The organism is Ralstonia sp. 25C, assembly GCF_051904805.1.
Taxonomy (GTDB): Bacteria; Pseudomonadota; Gammaproteobacteria; order Burkholderiales; family Burkholderiaceae; genus Ralstonia.
Genome location: NZ_CP196737.1, coordinates 728,721 through 747,348 on the forward strand (window position 1 = coordinate 728,721; position 18,628 = coordinate 747,348).

Sequence of the window (18,628 nt, forward strand, 5' to 3'; positions counted from 1 at the left end):
CCCACGATCCTACTGCGCGACCCGATCTTGGCTTTGCGATGCTCGCCGTACCCATGTACGGCTGCGCTTCTCAAGCCAACCTCGGACCGCTCGCTACGGATCGTGAACAGGTTCTGAGCCCGATGCTCCAACGAAAACGCCTCGCGGTTTGCGAGGCGTTTTCGTTTGGACGCGGCACGCCGCTCAGCCTTTGGGCCGCTCCAGATACGCCAGCAGCATCTTGATGTGCAGCTGCGCGAAGGCCTCGTGCTCATCCGCCGAGGCGATGTCGCGGCCGACCACCGCGCTGATCGTGTAGCGGTTGGACAGCACGTAATACCCCAGCGCCGAAATCGTCAGATACAACCGCGACACGTTGACATCGTCGCGGAAAACACCGCTGCGCTGCCCGCGCTCGACCACGCCGCGCAGCACATCGATGACCGGATTGACCAGTTCGCCGAGGTGCGGCGAGGTCTTCAGATGCCGCGCCTCGTGCAGGTTCTCGCTGTTGAGCAGGCGGATGAACTCGGGATTCTCGTAATAGAAATCCCAGACGAAACGCGCGAGCTGGATGACGGCCTCGCGCGGGTCGGACGACTCGATCTGCACCTGTTCCTCCGCCTGCTTGAAGCGGAAGTACATGTGCTCGAGCACGGTAAGGAAGAGCTTCTCCTTGCTGCCGTAGTAGTAGTACAGCATGCGCTCGTTGGTCTCCGCGCGTCGGGCAATGGCATCGACGCGGGCACCGGCAAAGCCGCCGCGCGAGAACTCTTCGAGCGCCGCTGCGAGGATGCGGCGGCGCGTGCCGGCCGGATCACGTCGTACACGTGGCGTGGCGGAATCGCTGGGGGAGTCGATGGCTTCGACGTCGGAGAACGGCGCGGCGGAGTAAGACGACATGGCACGACGGTCCGTTTAGAACGAAAGAATTATGTCACATGGTCAACGCGTGACTTGACACAAGTGGCGTCAGGGCATGCACCCCTTGCGCACCGGGCAAATCGGCGATAATGGCGGGCTATTCAAACGACAAGTCCCATCGTGGTTTCCTTAGCCGACCGGCTCGAAAACCTCCTGCCGCAAACCCAGTGCACCAAGTGCGGCTACAACGGCTGCCGCCCCTACGCCGAGGCCATGGCCATCGGCGAGGCGCTGCCCAACCGCTGCCCGCCGGGCGGCGTGGAGGGCATCCGCCGCCTGTCCGATGCACTCGGCCGCACAGGCGAACTGCTGCCGCTCGACCCAGCCAACGGCATCGAACAAGCGCGCGCAATCGCCGTCATCGACCCACAACGCTGCATCGGCTGCACGCTATGCATCCAGGCTTGCCCGGTCGACGCCATCGTCGGCGCGCCCAAGGCGATGCATGTGGTGCTCGAAGACTGGTGCACCGGCTGTGACCTGTGCGTTGCGCCCTGCCCCGTCGATTGCATCGACATGGTGCCCGTCACGGGCGACCGCACGGGGTGGGACGCGTGGAGTCAGGAACAAGCCGACATCGCCCGCGACCGCTACGTCTTCCGCAACGCACGCCTCAAACGCGAGCAAGCGGAAAACGAAGCCCGCCTCGCCGCCAAAGCTGCAGCCAAGCTAGCCGCAGTGAGCGCGGAGCAGCCCGCTGATGAAGCAGAACTGGCAGCACAGGCGCGCAAGAAGGCCATCATCCAGGCCGCTATCGAACGCGCACGCCAGAAGCAAGCCGAGATGGCCGCGCGCGGGCAAGGTCCGCGTAACGTGACCGATGTGCCGGCGGATGTACAAGCGCAGATCGACGAAGCCGAGGCCCGCCGCAAGCGTATCGCTGAGCAGATCGAGCACCGCGCCAAACCCGACGCCGACCCCACCTGACGCCCCGACGATGAATCCCGCCAAGCGCTACGCCATCTTCGAGACCCTGCGCGAGAACAATCCGACGCCGACCACCGAGTTGGAATACACCACGCCGTTCGAGTTGCTGATTGCGGTGCTGCTGTCCGCGCAGGCGACGGACGTGGGCGTGAACAAGGCCACGCGCAAGCTGTTTCCGGTGGCCAATACGCCGGCCAAGATACTGGCCTTGGGCGAAGAAGGGCTGACGGAATACATCAAGACCATCGGTTTGTACCGCACCAAGGGCAAGCACATCCTGCAGACGTGCCGCATCCTGCTGGACCAGTACGGCGGCGAGGTGCCACGCGACCAGGCCGCACTGGAATCCCTACCCGGCGTGGGCCGCAAGACGGCGAACGTGGTGATGAACACGGCCTTTGGCGTACCGACGATTGCGGTGGACACGCATATCTTTCGGGTGGCCAACCGCACGGGGCTTGCACCGGGCAAAAACGTGCTGGAAGTGGAGTTGAAGCTGATGAAGGTGGTGCCCGAGGAGTTCCGCCAGGATGCGCACCACTGGCTGATCCTGCACGGGCGCTACGTGTGCAAGGCGCGCAAGCCCGAATGCTGGCACTGCGCGATTGAGCCGCTGTGCGAATTCAAACCGAAGACGCCAGCGCCGAAGGAATAAAAAAAAGCGGGGGACTCAACATCCCCCGCTTCTTCTTTGCACGATCGCTGTCGATCAGGCGATCTTGCACGCCTCTTCAAACGACAGGCGCGGGTTGCGCGGGTGCAGCTTCTCCACATCACCGTAGCCGATGTTCATGATGAAGTTGACCTTCCATTGGCCATCGGCGAAGAACGTTGCGTTGACCTTGTCGGCGTCGAACCCCGCCATCGGGCCGCAGTCCAGGCCCAGTGCACGTGCGGCGATCACGAGATAGCCACCCTGCAGCGAGCTGTTCATCAGCGCGGCGGCGTTGATCTTGGCCTGGTCACCGGCGTACCACGAACGCGCATCGGTGTGCGGGAACAGCTTGGGCAGTTGCTCGTGGAACTGCGTGTCGTACGCCACGATCACGGTCACGGGTGCCAGGCGGGTCTTCTCCTGATTGCCGGCAGACATGCACGGCACCAGGCGCTCCTTGGCAGCGGCGCTCTTAACGAAGACGAAGCGCGCCGGCGTGCTGTTGGCGGCGGTCGGGCCGTACTTCACGGTGTCGTACAGGGTGTGCAGCAGTTCGTCGTCGACCGGCTTGTCCAGCCATACGTTGTGAGTGCGGGCTGCGTGAAACAGTTGGTCCAGCACGGACGGTTCAAGCATGGGCATTGCTAGGCGCTCCAGGAAACAGTGAGGAGCGCATTGTAATGCGCCGTGCCGCGCCCCGCAGGCCCCGTTCGGGCACCAAGATGGAGCAATCCCATCGTTAAGGCGGTCAAAAATGCCATGCGCGGTTTGTAGTTAATCGCCTTTCGATAACACCGCCCAGAGTCACGAATGTCTTTTTTACCAGTCGGCCGCATGCGACGAAAAACAGACCTTTACAACGGTTTCCTTACGAACTACTTTTTGGTTCGTCATTGAATTACCCAAGGTCTGGAGACATTCGGCCGGCGCTTCCATTTAACCAGAGCGCACGGACATATTCGCGCCAACGTTTTCGCAGAGCAGCAGTCAACTTTGCGCAAACTAGCCAGCGCATTGACTCTATGGCATTCCTTGTTTTGAGACTCCGATGAGTTTCAGGGAGAAGCTTTGCCCAATCGAAAATCATTGCATTAATTTCCCATCAATATACGGGAAATCAGAATATCCGCTTTGCGCCGGATAGAAATTACAAAACGCAACCCGGATATGGAGCCCACTTAAAACCATCCGTTTTAAGTGATGGCGTTCGTCACCCTGAAAAAGGCCATTATCGCCATGAAGAAATCCAGGTTATCGACCAGTGATTTTGCAGGTTTGCCCAGAGCCATGGGCGCATCGCTTGTGGCAGCGGCGTTGTCCGCCGTGTTGCTGGCGGGTTGCGGCGGCGGAGACTCCTCTGCCAGCGCCAGCCCCAGCGGCGTTGCCGCCAATGCGGGCAACGCGACTACGCAACCGGTCACGGCCGCCGTGCCGCCCGACCAGCCTTATGTGGACCCGAACGTCTACGGCACCGGCCCCAACGACGCGCTCGCTGCCGACCCCGGCGAAAACGCTGCCGTCACGCACCACACCGTCACCATCGGCGGCAAGAGCATCGCCTATACCGCCACCGCCGGCCACCTGACGACCATCGACCCAGTTACCTCGCAGTCCAACGCGACGATGTTCTACGTGGCCTATACGCAGGACAACCCCGATCCGTCGAAGCCGCGCCCGGTGACGTTCTTCTATAACGGCGGCCCGGGTTCGTCGTCGGTGTTCCTGCTGCTGGGTTCGTTTGGGCCGAAGCGGTTGCAGTCGTCGTTCCCGAACTTCACGCCGCCCGCGCCGTACAAGCTGCCCGACAATCCCGACAGCCTGCTCGACCGCTCCGACCTGGTGTTCATCAACCCAGTCGGCACCGGCTATTCGGCCGCCATTGCACCGGCCAAGAACAAGGACTTCTGGGGCGTGGATCAGGACGCACGCTCGATCGACCGCTTCATCCAGCGCTACCTGACCAAGTACTCACGCTGGAACTCGCCCAAGTTCCTGTTCGGCGAGTCGTATGGCACAGCGCGCAGTGCGGTGGTGTCGTGGGTCCTGCATGAAGACGGCATCGAGCTGAACGGCATCACGCTGCAGTCGTCCATCCTCGACTATGCGAATGCACTGTCGGCCGTGGGCACGTTCCCGACGCTGGCTGCGGACGCGTGGTACTGGAAGAAGACGACGGTGAACCCGCCGCCCGCCGATCTCGACAGCTACATGGCTCAGGCCCGCAACTACGCCGACAACACGCTCGCGCCGCTGGCACAGGCACCGAGCGCAGCAGACGGCGGCTTCGTCAACGTGCGCCTGAACCTGAACCTGCAGTCTGCGCAGACGATGGGCTCGTACATCGGCACCGATCCGGTCTCGCTGATCCAGACGTTCGGCAATCCGGCGGCGCTGGGCAACGTGCCATCGCAGAATAACAACCCGCCGTACACGTTCTTCCTGACGCTGAACCCAGGCATCCAGATCGGCCAGTATGACGGTCGTGCCAACTACACAGGCAAAGGCATCGCACCGTTCATCCTGCCGAATTCGGGCAGCAACGATCCGTCGATCTCCAACATCGGTGGCGTGTACACGGTGCTGTGGAACAGCTACCTGAACACCCAGCTCAAGTACACGTCGACCTCGTCGTTCGTGGACCTGAACGACGCCGTGTTCAACAACTGGGACTTCAGCCACATCGACCCAACGGGCGCCAACAAGGGCGGCGGCAACACGCTCTACACCGCCGGCGACCTGGCCTCGACGATGAGCCTAAACCCCGACCTGAAGGTGCTGCAGGCCAGCGGCTACTACGACGCCGTCACGCCGTTCCACCAGACCGAGCTGACGCTGGCGCAGATGCCGCTGGACCCGACCATCAAGGCCAAGAACCTGACGATCAAGAATTACCCGTCGGGCCACATGATCTATCTGAACGATGCGTCTCGCACCGCGCTCAAGGGTGACCTGGCGTCGTTCTACGATGGCGTGTTGGCGGATCGTCCGGCGCTGATGCGGGTGCAGAGCCTGCAACGCTTGCCGGAAGGCGTGAAGAAGTAATCGCCTGAAGGCTGAAAAGCAAACCGCCCGACCGGGTTCAGGCCTGGTCGGGCGGTTTCTTGTTTGGGCATCGAGCCGGTATCAGGCCATGTCTTCCACCCGATGGCTGGCGGGCTTGGCATCAGCACGCGTGAGCCACAGCACGCCCGCCAGGATCAGCACGCCACCCGTCATCTGCATCGGCGCAATCGACTCGCCCAGCAGCAGCGCCGCCAACAGCACGGTCACCACAGGCTCCAGCGTCAACAGCATCGACGCCTGCGCCGCGCCCAGCTTCTGCAGGCCGGCAAAGAACGTCAGAATGGCCACCACCGTCGACAGACCGGCAATCGCCACGGCCGCCGCCCACCCGCCGAACGTGCCAGGCAGGTGTGCAGGCGCGCCGACCAGCGCCATGCCCGTGTACACCACAGCCGCCGCAGTGCAGATGACCGTCGTACACGCGAGCGGATCAAGCCCGCGCGTCACCCGCGCACCCACTGTGATGTAGATCGAGTAGATCACCGCCGACGTTACGCCCAGCGCAATACCGAGCACGCTGCCACCCGACAGGCCCGCGCCGCCCACCGTCAGCCCAGCACCAACAGAGCACAGCACCAGCGCGATGATCGCCGTCGCGGTCAATCGTTCACGCAGGAAGATCGCCGCCAGCACCGTCACGAACATCGGATACAGATACAGCAGCAGCGCCACCAGGCTGGCCGGCGCATAGTTCAACGCGGAGAAAAACGTGAACGACTGCCCCGCGTAGCCAATGCCGCCCATCGCCGCTAGCCCCGCCACACGCGACCACGGCGGGATACCGATGCGCCGCACTCGCATCACCACCATCAGCGCGAGGGCTGCGATGACGAAACGCACCATCAGCAGGCCCACCACGTTGGCGCCGCTGGCATAGGCGTAGTGCGTGAAGATGGCCATCGCGCCAAATGACGCAGCGGACACGGCAATCAGCAGCACGCCAAGCAGCTTGTCGGCCGCGCGTGCAGCGAGGGGGGAATCGGCGTTTTGTCTCATGGTGTGCGGCGTTGGCTGTGGGCGCGCCGTCTGCGGTGTGGGCGGCCATTGTAGCGTTGGCGTCGCACCGGCACGCAGCAGGGCACGCCAGTACAATAGCGGGATCATGTTCAATCCCTCCCGCGACGAAGTTCGCCAATTCTTTTGCGGCGCCTGGCGCAAGCACCGTCAGGCTGAAATCCTCACGCCGCTCGAAGCCATGGCAGTCGACTGGATGCAGCAGCATCCCGAATACCACGACACCCTGGAAGCCGGCGACGAAGCCCTCGCCCGTGATTACACGCCCGAAAGCGGCCAGAGCAACCCGTTCCTGCACCTGTCGATGCATCTGTCGATCAGCGAGCAGGTGTCGGTGGACCAGCCGCGCGGCATCCGTGCCGCGTATGAAGCGCTGGCCCAGCGGTTGGACTCGCCGCACGAGGCGCAGCATCAGGTGATGGAATGCCTCGGCCAGATGCTCTGGACGGCGCAGCGCACCCGCCTGCCGCCGGACGGCGAGGCGTACATCGAATGCGTGCGCAAGCGCGCCACCGCCCGATAGCCACCGCATCCGCCAATAAAAAACCGCTCCGAAGAGCGGTTTTTCTTTGCCCGTGCAGCAACTTACTTCTTGAGCACGAGCGAGCCCGGCAGCGATTCGATGTAGGCAGCCATGTCCTTCAACTCTGCCTGCGTGAACGGGTGCGGCTTGCCGTCTTTGTCGTTCTTGGAAGGATTGGCATTCACTTGACCCGCCATGATGGCGTTGCTGCGACCCATCAGTGGGTTGTTGCTGGTCTGATAGGCCAGCAGCGCGTGGTAGATGTAATCACCATGCTGGCCGGCGAGCTTCGGATAGTCCGGCGAGATGGGGGCGTTCAGACCGGCACCATGGCAAGCCACGCAGCCGCCCTTCTCCACCAGTTGCTTGCCCTTTTCCAGATCAGCGGCATGCGCGGAGACAGCAGCACCCAGCATCAACGCGCCCAGACCGGACGAGATTGCAAGCGAGATCGTCTTCATATTCGTCCTCGTCACTTCTGGGGGTTGTTCTGGGTAGCGGCCGTCTGCTGCGAGTAGTACGTAGCGAGGTTGGCGATGTCCTGATCGTTCAACGAGCCTGCGATGGCGCGCATGGTCGGGTGCTTGCGATCACCCTTCTGATACGCATGCAGCGCGCTTTCGATGTACTTGGCGCTCTGACCGCCCAGATAGGGCACGCGATACACCTCGGGGAACGACGTCTTGTAGTCCGGAATGGCATGGCAGCCGATGCACATGGCGACCTTGTTTTCGGCGGCGGCCGCGTTGCCTTGAACTTCGGCTGCGGCGGCGGTGCTGGCGGTGGTCAGCGCGCCTAATGTGCCCAATGCGGCCACCATGGTGAGGATCTTTTTCATCTCGTTCTTAAGCGTGGAGTTTCAGAATCCTGCCCGCCCTGCCTGCCTCACTGTCTGCCGGCTGTCTCTTTGGGCGCCTTCACCGGCTGCTGGCCGCAGTCTGCTGACTCTAGCCATGAGACGGTCGTTTGAGGTGCGTCAAACCGGCGCATTGTAACGCACGGTTTTTTTCGCAGTCCAGTTAGGGGACCCGTGACTTGACAGCGGGGAATGGCACGCCTGGCATGCCCCATCAGCGTCTCCTAAGCGCCCGGCGGCAAACGGCCAAATGCTCTTATACTGGCCGTTTCCCAATCTTTTACCGCTCAGTAGGCTTGCACGATGAACACCACCACCTCGCCTGCCGCATCCGATCAGCGTGCGCGTTTTGAAGGCTCCGACCAGTACGTCGCCACCGATGACCTCAAGCTTGCCGTCAACGCATCGATGACGCTGCAGCGCCCGCTGCTCATCAAAGGCGAGCCGGGCACGGGCAAGACCATGCTGGCTGAGGAAGTGGCCGCCGCGCTGGGCATGCCGCTGCTGCAATGGCACGTCAAATCCACCACCAAGGCGCAGCAAGGCCTGTACGAATACGACGCCGTCTCGCGCCTGCGCGATTCGCAACTGGGCGACAAGGAAAGTAGCAACCGGGTCCACGACATCCGCAACTACATCGTCAAGGGCGTGCTGTGGCAGGCGTTTGAGGCGGACCAGCCCGTCGTGCTGCTGATCGACGAGATCGACAAGGCCGACATCGAATTCCCGAACGACCTGCTGCGCGAGCTGGATCGCATGGAGTTCTACGTGTACGAGACGCGCGAGACCATCCGCGCCAAGCACCGCCCGCTCGTCATCATCACGTCGAACAACGAGAAGGAGCTGCCCGACGCCTTCCTGCGCCGCTGCTTCTTCCACTACATCAAGTTTCCGGATGCGGAGACGATGCAGGCCATCGTCAACGTGCACTACCCGGGCATCAAGCCCGCGCTGGTCAAGGCCGCGCTGGACGCGTTCTACGAGATGCGCAACCTGCCGGGGCTGAAGAAGAAACCGTCAACGTCGGAACTGATCGACTGGCTCAAGCTGCTGCTGGCCGAGGACATTCCGCCCGAATCGCTGCGCAGCCAGGACAAGAACGCCGCGATTCCGCCGCTGCACGGCGCGCTGCTCAAGAATGAGCAGGACGTGCATCTGTTCGAGCGCCTGGTCTTCATGAACCGCGCCAACCGCTGAGCAGGCTGCACGATGCCGCGCCTGATCGAACCCGTCACCCTCTCCGGCCAGCACGCCTGGCTGGAGCCGCTCGGCCCTGAACACGTGGATGAAATCCGCGCTGCAGTTGCCGATGGTGACTTGTGGAAGCTCTGGTACACCTCTGTGCCCGCGCCGGAGAAAGTCGGCGATTGGCTGGCCATTGCGCTGGACATGCGCGACCGGCTCGGCGCCATGCCGTTTGTGGTGCGCGAGATGCGCGACGGCCAACCTGGCAAGGTGGTCGGCGCCACGCGGTTCTTCAACGTGGATGAGGCCAACCGCCGGCTGGAAATCGGCCACACGTGGTACGCCAAGTCGGTACAGCGCACGGCCATCAACACCGAATGCAAGCTGCTGTTGCTCACGCACGCGTTCGAAACGCTGCGCTGCATTGCGGTGGAATTCCGCACACATTGGATGAACCACCAGAGCCGCGCCGCCATCGCCCGCCTGGGCGCCAAGCAGGACGGCGTGCTGCGCAATCACCAGCGCATGCCAGACGGCAGCTTCCGCGACACGGTGGTGTTCTCGATCATCGAATCGGAATGGCTCACAGTGAAACGCCATCTGCAATACAAGCTGGAGCAGCCGCGCGGCTGACGCAGTGGCCCGCCAGGGAGGATCCCCATGCTCATCGATTTCTTCTTCACGCTGCGGCACGCCAAGCTGCCGGTCTCGGTCAAGGAATACCTGACGCTGCTTGAAGGGCTCAAGCAGCAGGTCATCGCACCCTCGCTCGACGAGTTCTACTTCCTGGCGCGCATGACGCTGGTGAAGGACGAGAAGCACTTCGACAAATTCGACCAGGCCTTCGGCGCGTACTTCAAGGGCGTGGAAGGCGCGGTCGACTGGCGTGCGGACATTCCGTTGGACTGGCTCACCAAGAAGCTCGAGCGCGAACTGTCGCCGGAAGAGAAAGCGAAGATCGAAGCCATGGGCGGCCTCGACAAGCTGATGGAGCGCCTGAAGGAACTGCTGAACGAACAGCACGAGCGCCACGAAGGCGGCAACAAGTGGATCGGCACGGGTGGCACCTCGCCGTTCGGGCATGGCGGCTACAACCCGGAAGGTATCCGCATCGGCGGGCCGTCGAAGGGCAACCGCACGGCGGTCAAGGTGTGGGAAGCACGTGCGTACAAGGACTACGACGACACCGTCGAACTCGGCACGCGCAACATCAAGGTCGCGCTGCGCCGCCTGCGCAAGTTCGCGCGGGATGGTGCCGACATCGAACTGGATCTCGACGACACCATCCACTCCACCGCCGCCAATGCGGGCCTGCTCGACATCAAGATGCGCCCCGAGCGGCACAACAACGTCAAGGTGCTGATGCTGATGGATGTGGGCGGCTCGATGGACGACCACATCAAGCGCGTGGAAGAGCTGTTCTCCGCCGCCAAGACCGAGTTCAAGCACCTGGAGTACTACTACTTCCACAACTGCGTGTACGAGCATCTGTGGAAGAACAACCGGCGCCGCCATGCGGAGCGTTTCTCCACGTGGGACGTCATTCGCAAGTACCCGCCCGACTACAAGCTGATCTTCGTGGGCGACGCGACCATGAGCCCGTACGAAATCCTGCAGGCTGGGGGCTCGGTGGAATACAACAACGCTGAGGCCGGTGCGGTGTGGCTTAAGCGGCTGATTGAGCAGTTCCCGAAGTTCGTCTGGCTGAATCCGGAGCCGGAGGGCTTGTGGGAATACCGGCAGTCGATTTCGGTGATCAATCAGATCGTGAAGACGCGGATGTATCCGGTGACGATTGCTGGGTTGGAATCGGCGATGCGGTTGTTGTCGAAGTGATGGGCTGTGATTTGGGGTTTGGGCCTTGGTGGTCCATCCCTTGTTTCATCCCCTGCCGGGGCTGACTCACTTTCTTTGTCTTGCCAAAGAAAGTAAGCAAAGAAAGGCGCGCCCGATGCGGCGACAACCTCCTTGAATTTCTGTCGCAAGGAGGGAGGGGAGGCAAACTCGCTTCGCTCAGACAGGCCTCCCCTCTTTTTCCTCCTTGCAACAGAAATTCAAGGCGCCGCATAGGGCAGGAAAGTCAAAGGACAAAAGCCAAACCACTGGTGCACCGGCCCAAACGACAAGGCCAACCTCACGATGGGTTGGCCTTTTTCTTTTGACGTTGAGCCCTTGATGGCGCCTTGAATTTTCGTAAGCGGGCGGAAAAAAGGCTGGAAACTGTCTGAGCGAAGCGAGTTTTCCCGGCCTCCGCACGGTTACGCAAATTCAAGGAATCTTTCGCCATCTCGGGCGCGCCTTTCTTTGCTTACTTTCTTTGGCAAGACAAAGAAAGTGAGTCGCCCCCGGCAGGGGGTGAAACGGAGATGGACCACCAACAAACAATCAAATCGCCAGCAGCTCTTCCTGGCCGGCATTGGCGCCGCGCAACCCCTCAACCCACCCCTTAGTCGGCAACTTAAGCGAAGCCTGCAGCGCAGCAGCCCGCTCCTTCACTGCATCCCAGCTCACCCGCAACGGCGGTCCATTGAACGCCAGCGCAATCACATTCCCGTCATGCACTTCGGGGAAGACGAGCACGCGGTTGTCAAACGCATCGCAAATCCGTTCGATATTGCGCGGAAAGCTGGTGTGGTCGCCAAACAGGTTGATGGTCATCACGCCGGGTGAGCGCAGCACCTGCCGGCAGGCCTTGTAGAACGCGGGCGTATCCAGCACCGGCCCACGCGCCGTGGCGTCGTACAGGTCGATCTGCAATGCATCGACGGTGCCGTGGTGGTTGGCGTCCATCACCCAGTCGTAGGCATCCTGTTCGAGCACGTTCAGGCGCGTGTCGTTGAACGGCATGTTGAACATGCTGTGCGCCGCAACGATGACCGAGGGGTTCAACTCCACCGCTGTCACCTGCGCAGGCGCGAGCTGGCGGTGGCAGAACTTGGTCAGCGCTGCCGCACCCAGGCCCAGTTGCACGACATGGAAATCCGGCCGCGAAGCCGGATCCAGAAACAGCAGCCACGCCATCATCTGCTGAGCATATTCCAGCTCGATTGCATCGGGCTTGGACAGCCGCATGGCGCCCTGCACCCACTCGGTGCCGAAGTGCAGGTAACGCACGCCAGACAACTCGGAGAACGTGACCGGTGCAAAGCGCGGGGCCATGCGTTTGGGTTCATCGTCATGGCCAAGGCGATCTTCGCGCTTGGCGCGAGCCGGGCGGCGCGAGGCGACGGCCTCGATGGATTTACGTTTCAACAGCGTCATAAAGCGGATCAACGGGAAGAAGACTGAGCGGCGGCCGCACGTTGCAGCCATTCGCGGTTGTGGTCTTTGGCGTAGCGCGTCCAGTGTTTGGCGTCGCGCAGGATCTCTTCAAATAGGGCCTGGGCACGCTGCTTGTCGGCGTCGTTGTTCTGGGCGAGCAGCCATTCGCCGAACAGGCAGCGGGCAGCGGCATCGTTGGCGCACGTCAGGGCCTGCTCGAAGGCCTCGCGGGTGTTGGGTGCGTTCGTCGCGGCCAACGCGCGGGCGTACAGCAATGTCGGATCGGGCTGCTGGCGCGTGACGCGGTGCGCTTCGAACAGGGTATCGAGCGTGCTCTTGGTGAGTGCCGCATCGCCGGTGGCGAACTGCGCGCGGGCGAGTCCCAACAGCACGGCAGGGTCGCCGGCAAATGGGCCGGTCGCGGCCTGTTCGAAATGCTCGCGCGCTTCCTTGGCATCGCCGGCTTCCAGCAATGCTTCGCCCAGGCGAAGGCGGTGTTGTACGGTCGGCGCACGGTCGAAGTCGTTGCGCGCTTCTCGCACGGCACGCTTGGGGTCGATCAGTTGCGTGACGGCGCGGCTGGCAACGCGGGCGCCACGCGAGTGGCGCATCTCCGGCAGGTAGATCGCGAAGAAATACACCACGCTGCCAAACAGCGGGAAGGCAAAGAGGATGAACAACCAGTACATGTTCTGGTTACTGCGCACGACGTGCACGGCAAAGAACAGCGCAACGATGACGTGAAACCCGATTCCAAGAAACGGCATGTTAAGGCCCGATAACAGACAGCGCCGACACCCCCCGTGCCGGCCACGGGCGCGATTGTGACACGCGCGAGCCCCCAAGGGCTCGCGCGAACCGTGCCCTGCCCTTCAGGCGCGACCGAGATAGTCGAACTTGCCGATCTCCACGCCGTTATGCCGCAGCAGCGCATAGGCCGTGGTGATGTGGAAATAGAAGTTCGGCAGCACGAAGCCGCGCAGGTAGTCGAGTCCATTGAACTGCAGTTCGCGCGTGGGGCTCTTGAGCGTGACCTGACGATCTTCGCTGCCAGCAAACGCCGCCGCGTCGATGCTGTTAACGAACGCCAGCGTCTTCGCAATGCGCGCCTTCAGCTCGTCAATGGATGTCTCGTTGTCAGCATACGACGGCACCTCGGTGCCCGACAGGCGTGCGGCGCCACCCTTGGCCATATCGCACGCAATCTGCACCTGGCGTGTGAACGAGTGCATGTCCGGCGCTAGGCGCGCGTTCAGCAGATTGGCCGGGTCGAATTTCTTGGCTTCGGCATGCGCGGCGGCCTTGTCGAGCAGCGCGGTCAGGTTGCCGAGCATGCGGTTGACGGTGGGCACAAGAAATTCGTACATCGACGGGGTGGTCATGTGAAAAGCGCTCCTTGGATGGATCAGGCTGTGTAACCGGTATTTGTCCGGCGTCGCGCATTGGCGCGCGGTGCACAGTGTAGGCGGACGATCGGATCGCCGCTCGATGCATCCACAGCCGAGTAAGGGCACGAAGCGTCAGCCGCGGCTCACATGTCGGCTATGCCCGCAAAAAAAAACGGGCCCCGCTTTACAAGTACGTGGTGGCCCGTCGATGGACAGTTGTGCAAACGTCGGTTTCGCTTAGCGCGGCGCCGTACTGCTGGACCCAGTGGCTGCTCCGCTCGCGCTGCCGCTTGAGCTTGTGCCGGTCCCATATCCCGGTTGAGACATCGAGCCCCCAGGCGTCACGCTCCCGGAGCCTGCAGCCGAACCCGTTCCGCTACCGGCGGCAGTACAGCCGGCCAGAGCGCTGGCGATGACAAATGCAAGTGCACTGATTGAAGTTGTCTTCCTCATGTGGTCCTCCATCTTTTGGGTGATCAGTCTTCCCAGGGCACTCAGGTGAGTTCCTAGGGGGACTGCTATGACCCAGGAGCAAACGCTGTTCCAACGCGTCCACATTCTTCGAGTGAAGGGGCAAACATCGAGAGCAAGACATACCGATGGCACATGCAGTGCAGTCGCGCACCAAGCTGATCGGGTACGAGATGGAAAAGACGCGGGCGCAGTCCGCAGTCGGACGACAAGAACGAGAAGCCGCCGCCGCGCTGGGCTTGCTGCCTTGGCTGTATTCGCCCAGACGCTGTCAGTCAGGCATATCCAGCCATGACCGCAGTTGCCGCCAAACGTGCAGCTTTTCGGAGTACGGAACCGTATACGCGGGGCTACTGGAGGGAAGCCGCAGGATGTGATGCCGATCACCATGCCGCCCAAGCGCCCTCAAACCCATGCGTTCAGCAGTCCCACCATTGAAAGCAATCACAGCCAGCTTCGGTAGCGATTCGATTAAGCCCACCAAATCATTGCCGGCGTGGTCTTTGATCCTGCTGTCAAGACTGCCTTCGCGCTTGGCTTCGGCCACCACGTCCCACAGTCCCACGTGATGCGCCAGCAGCGTTTGCAGCCGCGCGGCATATTGCATACCGCGCAGGTCCTCGCCGATGACGTCGCCAACAAGCTCCCAGAACTTGTTGTGCTTGTAGGCGTAGTACTGCGCTTGCGCAAGCGATGCTTCGCCGGGCAGGCTGCCCAGGATCAGCACGCGCGTGTGCGCATCGACCACGGGCGGAAAGCATCGCTTGAGCGTCACTGCAGTGAACGAATCGCTGATCAGGCCAGCAGACGGTTCACGCGCTGCACGTAGGCCGCCGGATCCGTCAGCGAGCCGCCTTCGGCCAGCAATGCCTGATCGAACAGCACGTGCAGGCGATCTTCAAACGCCGCGCGGTCGGCTTCATTGCCCGTGACGGTTTCCAGCAGCGCGAGCTTGCGCACCAGCGGATGCGTCGGGTTCAGCTCCAGCACCGGCTTGCTGTCAGGCGCTTGCTGACCGGCCTGCTTGAGCAGGCGTGCCAGCGTGCCGCTGATGTCGCCCTCGTCCGCCACCAGGCACGACGGCGAATCGGTCAGACGGTGCGTGATGCGCACGTCCTTGGCCTTGTCGCCCAGCACCGCCTTGGCGCGCTCGACCAGTGCCTTGAACTCGCCTTCCACCTTGGCATGCTCTGCCTTCTCGGCTTCGTCTTCCATGGCGCCCAGGTCGAGATCACCACGCGCCACCGACACCAGTTCCTTCTCTTCGAAGTCGTGCAGGAACGAGAGCATCCACTCGTCCACGCGGTCGGTCAGCAGCAGCACTTCCACGCCCTTCTTGCGGAAGATTTCCAGATGCGGGCTCGACTTGGCGGCCGTCCAGTTCTCGGCGGTCACGTAGTAGATCTTGTCCTGGCCTTCCTTCATGCGGCTGAGGTAGTCGGCCAGCGAGACGGTCTGGGCACTGTCTTCGTTGTGCGTGGAAGCAAAGCGCAGCAGCTTGGCGATGCGGTCCTTGTTGGCGTGGTCTTCGCCAATGCCTTCCTTGAGCACCTGGCCGAAGTGCTGCCAGAACGTGGCGTACTTGTCCTTCTCGGCCGCATCATCCGACTCGGCCATCGATTCGAGCATGCCCAGCACGCGCTTGGTCGAGCCCTCGCGGATGGCCTTCACGTCGCGGCTTTCCTGCAAGATTTCGCGCGAGACGTTCAGCGGCAGATCGGCCGAATCGATCACGCCCTTCACGAAGCGCAGGTAGCCCGGCAGCAGTTGCTCGGCGTCGTCCATGATGAACACGCGCTTGACGTACAGCTTCAGGCCGCTGCGGCGCTCGCGGTCCCACAGGTCGAACGGCGCGTTGGTCGGGAGGTACAGCAGCTGCGTGTATTCGCTGCGACCTTCCACGCGGTTGTGCGTCCAGGCGAGCGGCTTACCGTTTTCGTGCGCGATGTGCTGATAGAAGGCGATGTACTGCTCGTCCGTCACGTCGGCGCGCGGGCGGGCCCACAGGGCGCTGCCCTGGTTGATGGTTTCCCATTCGTCCTGGGCGACCATCGTTTTCTTCTCTTCGTCCCACGTTTCCTTGCGCATCTGGATCGGCAGGGAGATGTGGTCCGAATACTTCTGCACGACCGACTTCACACGCCAGGCGTTGAGGAAATCGTCCTCGCCCTCGCGCAGGTGCAGCGTGATGGTGGAGCCGCGCTCGGCGCGCTCGATGGTGTCGACGGTGAATTCGCCATCGCCGGTGCTTTCCCAGCGCACGCCTTCATTGGCGGCCACGCCGGCGCGGCGCGATTCCACGGTCACGCGGTCGGCCACGATGAAGGCCGAGTAGAAGCCCACGCCAAACTGGCCGATGAGGGCAGCGTCCTTCTGCTGGTCGCCGGAGAGCTGGCTGAAGAACTCGCGCGTGCCCGAGCGGGCGATGGTGCCGAGGTTGCGGATGGCTTCGTCGCGGCTCATGCCGATGCCGTTGTCGGCAATGGTGATGGTGCGTGCCGCGGCGTCAAAGCCGATACGGATACCCAGCTCACCGCCGCCTTCGAGCAGCGACGGATTGGCGATGCCTTCGAAGCGCAGCTTGTCCACCGCATCCGACGCATTGGAAACCAACTCCCGCAGGAAGATTTCCTTGTTGCTGTACAGCGAGTGGATCATCAAATGCAGAAGCTGTTTTACTTCTGCCTGGAAAGCCATCTTCTCGTGCGGTGCGCTCATGGTGTGCGTAAAAGGTCAGAAAAGTGGAAAGAGAAGCGGGCTACACCTTGCGCGTGCGCCCGCATGAATTTGTGAGGCTAGATAAGGCGGATGAGCCGGTTTTCAAGCCCCGCGATCGAGCTGCTCGGCCAGGAAGCGGAGCATGTCCGGATCAGCGCTGGTGGCGATGTTGAAGCGCATCCACGTGGAGGGCATCTGCGATGGCGAAAACAGGCTCCCCGGCGCAAACACATAGCCCTGCTCGTGGCCCGCACGGGCGATGGCGTTGGTGTCCTGCCCGGTATCGGCCCAGAGGAACATGCCCGCGCCCTGCTGGGCAAACAGCTTCAGGCCCATGCGCTCTAGGTTGCGCTGCACGCCGTCGCGGGCCCGGTCGAGGCGGCCCCGTACCCGGTCAACATGCTTGCGGTACTGGCCTTCGGTTAGGATCTTGTACAACACCCGCTCGTTGATCTCGGGGGTGGTCAGACCCGCCAGCAGCTTGCTATCGGTCAGGTTCTTGGCCAACTCCGGATGGCACGCGATGAAGCCCACGCGCAAGTTGATCGCCAGCGTCTTGGAGAAACTGCTCAGGTAGATCACGCGGCGCAACTGGTCGAGGCTTGCCAGGCGCGTGCCTTGGTGTCCGGGCGGCGCGAGGTCCCCGTAGATATCGTCTTCGACAATCAGGAAGCCGTATTGCTCGGCCAGCCGCAACAGCTGGAACGCCTTGGCCGCCGAGAGCGACGTGCCCGTCGGGTTGTGCAGGATCGAGTTGATGATCAGCAGCTTGGGCCGGCGCACCTGCACCAGACCTTCCAGTGCCACCAGGTCCGGCCCCTCGGTGGTGTACGGCACGCCGATCACCTGGGCGCCCTGCGCGGCAAAGCGGCCAAACATCAGGAACCACGCCGGATCGGCCACCAGCACCGTATCGCCTGGCTGCACGTATTGACGTGCAATGAGATCAAGCGATGAGGTGATGCCCGACGTCATGACAATCTGGTCGGGCCGTGCGCCGATCTCCAACTCCGCCAGGCGCGTCTGCAACTGCTGGCGCAGCGGCAAGAAGCCCTGCGGCAAGCCCGGCGCCAGAAACTGGCTGCCGTTCTGGCGGCCCAGTGTGCGTAATGCGTTGGCAATCAACTCGCCATCCAGCCAGCCGTTGGGCAAAAAACCCGTCCCGGGCGACTTGCGTGGCTCGGCCGAAAGAAACATGTTGCGCAGCAGCCAGGCCACATCCACCTTGCGCCCAACCGCCAGCGGGGCGACGGGCTCTTCGGGCAACGCCGTATGGCGCTCCTTCACATAGAAGCCCGAGCCCCGGCGCGATTCCAGATAGCCCTGCGCCACCAGCCGTTCGTACGCCTCGACCACCGTGAAGCGCGAAATGCTCTTCTCCTGCGCCAGTTGCCGGATCGACGGCATGCGCATGCCGGCACGAAAGACGCGCTCGTCGATGCGCATGCGCGCCCACTCGGTCAGCTGATCCACCAGCGTCATCTGCGCAGATGGAATGGGGTCAGGCAACTGCTCCGCCGCCGGGCGGGCAGCCGCACGCCGGGCATCCAGACTGACGATTTGGGAGGAAGCGGTCATGACCAGGTGGGCAAAAGAGGGGCCAAAACTGTACAGAAAGCACCACGACAAAGTGTACAGGTACTGTACAGACACACTTCGGTAGG

The 18,628-nt window shown here is 62.5% G+C and carries 18 protein-coding genes; 7 read left to right on the top strand and 11 right to left on the bottom strand.

Going from position 1 to position 18,628, the window contains the following annotated elements:
- Positions 1-183 precede the first annotated feature (183 nt).
- Positions 184-882, bottom strand: coding sequence for a TetR/AcrR family transcriptional regulator (locus ACS7SF_RS03385; RefSeq protein ID WP_439891681.1), 699 nt, complete (start codon positions 880-882; stop codon positions 184-186).
- 138 nt (positions 883-1,020) lie between these two features.
- Here ACS7SF_RS03385 and rsxB point away from each other — a divergent pair, with 138 nt between their 5' ends.
- Both rsxB and nth read left to right on the top strand, forming a co-directional pair.
- Positions 1,021-1,830: an electron transport complex subunit RsxB gene (gene rsxB / locus ACS7SF_RS03390; RefSeq protein ID WP_439892681.1), complete on the top strand. Its 810-nt coding sequence runs from the start codon at positions 1,021-1,023 to the stop codon at positions 1,828-1,830.
- A 10-nt stretch (positions 1,831-1,840) separates the two neighbouring features.
- Positions 1,841-2,485, top strand: a complete 645-nt coding sequence (gene nth / locus ACS7SF_RS03395) for an endonuclease III (RefSeq protein WP_439891682.1) — start codon at positions 1,841-1,843, stop codon at positions 2,483-2,485.
- 54 nt (positions 2,486-2,539) lie between these two features.
- On the opposite strand, the gene ACS7SF_RS03400 is transcribed toward nth, so the two are convergent.
- Positions 2,540-3,127 carry a malonic semialdehyde reductase gene (locus ACS7SF_RS03400; protein WP_439891683.1) on the bottom strand — a complete coding sequence of 196 codons (588 nt, stop codon included), beginning with the start codon at positions 3,125-3,127 and terminating at the stop codon, positions 2,540-2,542.
- Positions 3,128-3,772: 645 nt separating this feature from the next.
- On the opposite strand from ACS7SF_RS03400, the gene ACS7SF_RS03405 reads away from it, so the two are divergent.
- Positions 3,773-5,527 carry a S10 family peptidase gene (locus ACS7SF_RS03405; protein WP_439891684.1) on the top strand — a complete coding sequence of 585 codons (1,755 nt, stop codon included), beginning with the start codon at positions 3,773-3,775 and terminating at the stop codon, positions 5,525-5,527.
- An 81-nt stretch (positions 5,528-5,608) separates the two neighbouring features.
- On the opposite strand, the gene ACS7SF_RS03410 is transcribed toward ACS7SF_RS03405, so the two are convergent.
- On the bottom strand, positions 5,609-6,544 hold the full coding sequence (locus ACS7SF_RS03410; protein ID WP_439892682.1) for a DMT family transporter: 936 nt from the start codon (positions 6,542-6,544) through the stop codon (positions 5,609-5,611).
- A 106-nt stretch (positions 6,545-6,650) separates the two neighbouring features.
- Between ACS7SF_RS03410 and ACS7SF_RS03415 the strand changes: the two genes are divergently transcribed.
- Positions 6,651-7,085, top strand: a complete 435-nt coding sequence (locus ACS7SF_RS03415; protein WP_439891685.1) for a DUF1841 family protein — start codon at positions 6,651-6,653, stop codon at positions 7,083-7,085.
- A gap of 62 nt (positions 7,086-7,147) precedes the next feature.
- Here ACS7SF_RS03415 and ACS7SF_RS03420 read toward each other — a convergent pair whose 3' ends face one another.
- On the bottom strand, positions 7,148-7,546 hold the full coding sequence (locus ACS7SF_RS03420; protein ID WP_439891686.1) for a c-type cytochrome: 399 nt from the start codon (positions 7,544-7,546) through the stop codon (positions 7,148-7,150).
- Positions 7,547-7,557: 11 nt separating this feature from the next.
- Entirely contained in the window at positions 7,558-7,923 is a 366-nt protein-coding gene (locus ACS7SF_RS03425) for a c-type cytochrome (RefSeq protein ID WP_439891687.1), read from the bottom strand.
- Positions 7,924-8,244: 321 nt separating this feature from the next.
- On the opposite strand from ACS7SF_RS03425, the gene ACS7SF_RS03430 reads away from it, so the two are divergent.
- The 3 genes from ACS7SF_RS03430 to ACS7SF_RS03440 are packed head-to-tail and all read left to right on the top strand — an operon-like array spanning position 8,245 to position 10,962.
- Positions 8,245-9,138, top strand: coding sequence for an AAA family ATPase (locus ACS7SF_RS03430; RefSeq protein ID WP_439891688.1), 894 nt, complete (start codon positions 8,245-8,247; stop codon positions 9,136-9,138).
- A gap of 12 nt (positions 9,139-9,150) precedes the next feature.
- Positions 9,151-9,759, top strand: coding sequence for a GNAT family N-acetyltransferase (locus tag ACS7SF_RS03435; RefSeq protein WP_439891689.1), 609 nt, complete (start codon positions 9,151-9,153; stop codon positions 9,757-9,759).
- A gap of 27 nt (positions 9,760-9,786) precedes the next feature.
- Positions 9,787-10,962: a vWA domain-containing protein gene (locus tag ACS7SF_RS03440; RefSeq protein ID WP_426394091.1), complete on the top strand. Its 1,176-nt coding sequence runs from the start codon at positions 9,787-9,789 to the stop codon at positions 10,960-10,962.
- A 549-nt stretch (positions 10,963-11,511) separates the two neighbouring features.
- On the opposite strand, the gene ACS7SF_RS03445 is transcribed toward ACS7SF_RS03440, so the two are convergent.
- The 6 genes from ACS7SF_RS03445 to ACS7SF_RS03470 form a co-directional block, all read right to left on the bottom strand.
- Entirely contained in the window at positions 11,512-12,387 is an 876-nt protein-coding gene (locus ACS7SF_RS03445; protein WP_439891690.1) for a spermidine synthase, read from the bottom strand.
- A gap of 8 nt (positions 12,388-12,395) precedes the next feature.
- Complete coding sequence (locus ACS7SF_RS03450) at positions 12,396-13,154, bottom strand: tetratricopeptide repeat protein (RefSeq protein ID WP_439891691.1); 759 nt, start codon at positions 13,152-13,154, stop codon at positions 12,396-12,398.
- A 105-nt stretch (positions 13,155-13,259) separates the two neighbouring features.
- Positions 13,260-13,769, bottom strand: coding sequence for a DUF1993 domain-containing protein (locus ACS7SF_RS03455; protein WP_439891692.1), 510 nt, complete (start codon positions 13,767-13,769; stop codon positions 13,260-13,262).
- A 748-nt stretch (positions 13,770-14,517) separates the two neighbouring features.
- Positions 14,518-15,021, bottom strand: coding sequence for a DNA-deoxyinosine glycosylase (locus ACS7SF_RS03460; RefSeq protein ID WP_439891693.1), 504 nt, complete (start codon positions 15,019-15,021; stop codon positions 14,518-14,520).
- Between the two features lie 20 nt (positions 15,022-15,041).
- Positions 15,042-16,964, bottom strand: a complete 1,923-nt coding sequence (htpG, locus tag ACS7SF_RS03465; protein WP_439891694.1) for a molecular chaperone HtpG — start codon at positions 16,962-16,964, stop codon at positions 15,042-15,044.
- Positions 16,965-17,066: 102 nt separating this feature from the next.
- Positions 17,067-18,617: a PLP-dependent aminotransferase family protein gene (locus ACS7SF_RS03470; protein ID WP_439891695.1), complete on the bottom strand. Its 1,551-nt coding sequence runs from the start codon at positions 18,615-18,617 to the stop codon at positions 17,067-17,069.
- Positions 18,618-18,628 lie beyond the last annotated feature (11 nt).

What these genes read in the sequence shown, in the direction of transcription:
- ACS7SF_RS03410 (WP_439892682.1), bottom strand. Translation starts at nt 6,544, where the DNA reads ATGAGACAAAACGCCGATTCCCCCCTCGCTGCACGCGCGGCCGACAAG.
- ACS7SF_RS03450 (WP_439891691.1), bottom strand. Translation starts at nt 13,154, where the DNA reads ATGCCGTTTCTTGGAATCGGGTTTCACGTCATCGTTGCGCTGTTCTTT.
- ACS7SF_RS03420 (WP_439891686.1), bottom strand. Translation starts at nt 7,546, where the DNA reads ATGAAGACGATCTCGCTTGCAATCTCGTCCGGTCTGGGCGCGTTGATG.
- ACS7SF_RS03435 (WP_439891689.1), top strand. Translation starts at nt 9,151, where the DNA reads ATGCCGCGCCTGATCGAACCCGTCACCCTCTCCGGCCAGCACGCCTGG.
- ACS7SF_RS03385 (WP_439891681.1), bottom strand. Translation starts at nt 882, where the DNA reads ATGTCGTCTTACTCCGCCGCGCCGTTCTCCGACGTCGAAGCCATCGAC.
- ACS7SF_RS03445 (WP_439891690.1), bottom strand. Translation starts at nt 12,387, where the DNA reads ATGACGCTGTTGAAACGTAAATCCATCGAGGCCGTCGCCTCGCGCCGC.
- ACS7SF_RS03455 (WP_439891692.1), bottom strand. Translation starts at nt 13,769, where the DNA reads ATGACCACCCCGTCGATGTACGAATTTCTTGTGCCCACCGTCAACCGC.
- ACS7SF_RS03430 (WP_439891688.1), top strand. Translation starts at nt 8,245, where the DNA reads ATGAACACCACCACCTCGCCTGCCGCATCCGATCAGCGTGCGCGTTTT.
- htpG (WP_439891694.1), bottom strand. Translation starts at nt 16,964, where the DNA reads ATGAGCGCACCGCACGAGAAGATGGCTTTCCAGGCAGAAGTAAAACAG.
- ACS7SF_RS03415 (WP_439891685.1), top strand. Translation starts at nt 6,651, where the DNA reads ATGTTCAATCCCTCCCGCGACGAAGTTCGCCAATTCTTTTGCGGCGCC.
- ACS7SF_RS03405 (WP_439891684.1), top strand. Translation starts at nt 3,773, where the DNA reads ATGGGCGCATCGCTTGTGGCAGCGGCGTTGTCCGCCGTGTTGCTGGCG.
- ACS7SF_RS03400 (WP_439891683.1), bottom strand. Translation starts at nt 3,127, where the DNA reads ATGCCCATGCTTGAACCGTCCGTGCTGGACCAACTGTTTCACGCAGCC.
- ACS7SF_RS03440 (WP_426394091.1), top strand. Translation starts at nt 9,787, where the DNA reads ATGCTCATCGATTTCTTCTTCACGCTGCGGCACGCCAAGCTGCCGGTC.
- nth (WP_439891682.1), top strand. Translation starts at nt 1,841, where the DNA reads ATGAATCCCGCCAAGCGCTACGCCATCTTCGAGACCCTGCGCGAGAAC.
- ACS7SF_RS03425 (WP_439891687.1), bottom strand. Translation starts at nt 7,923, where the DNA reads ATGAAAAAGATCCTCACCATGGTGGCCGCATTGGGCACATTAGGCGCG.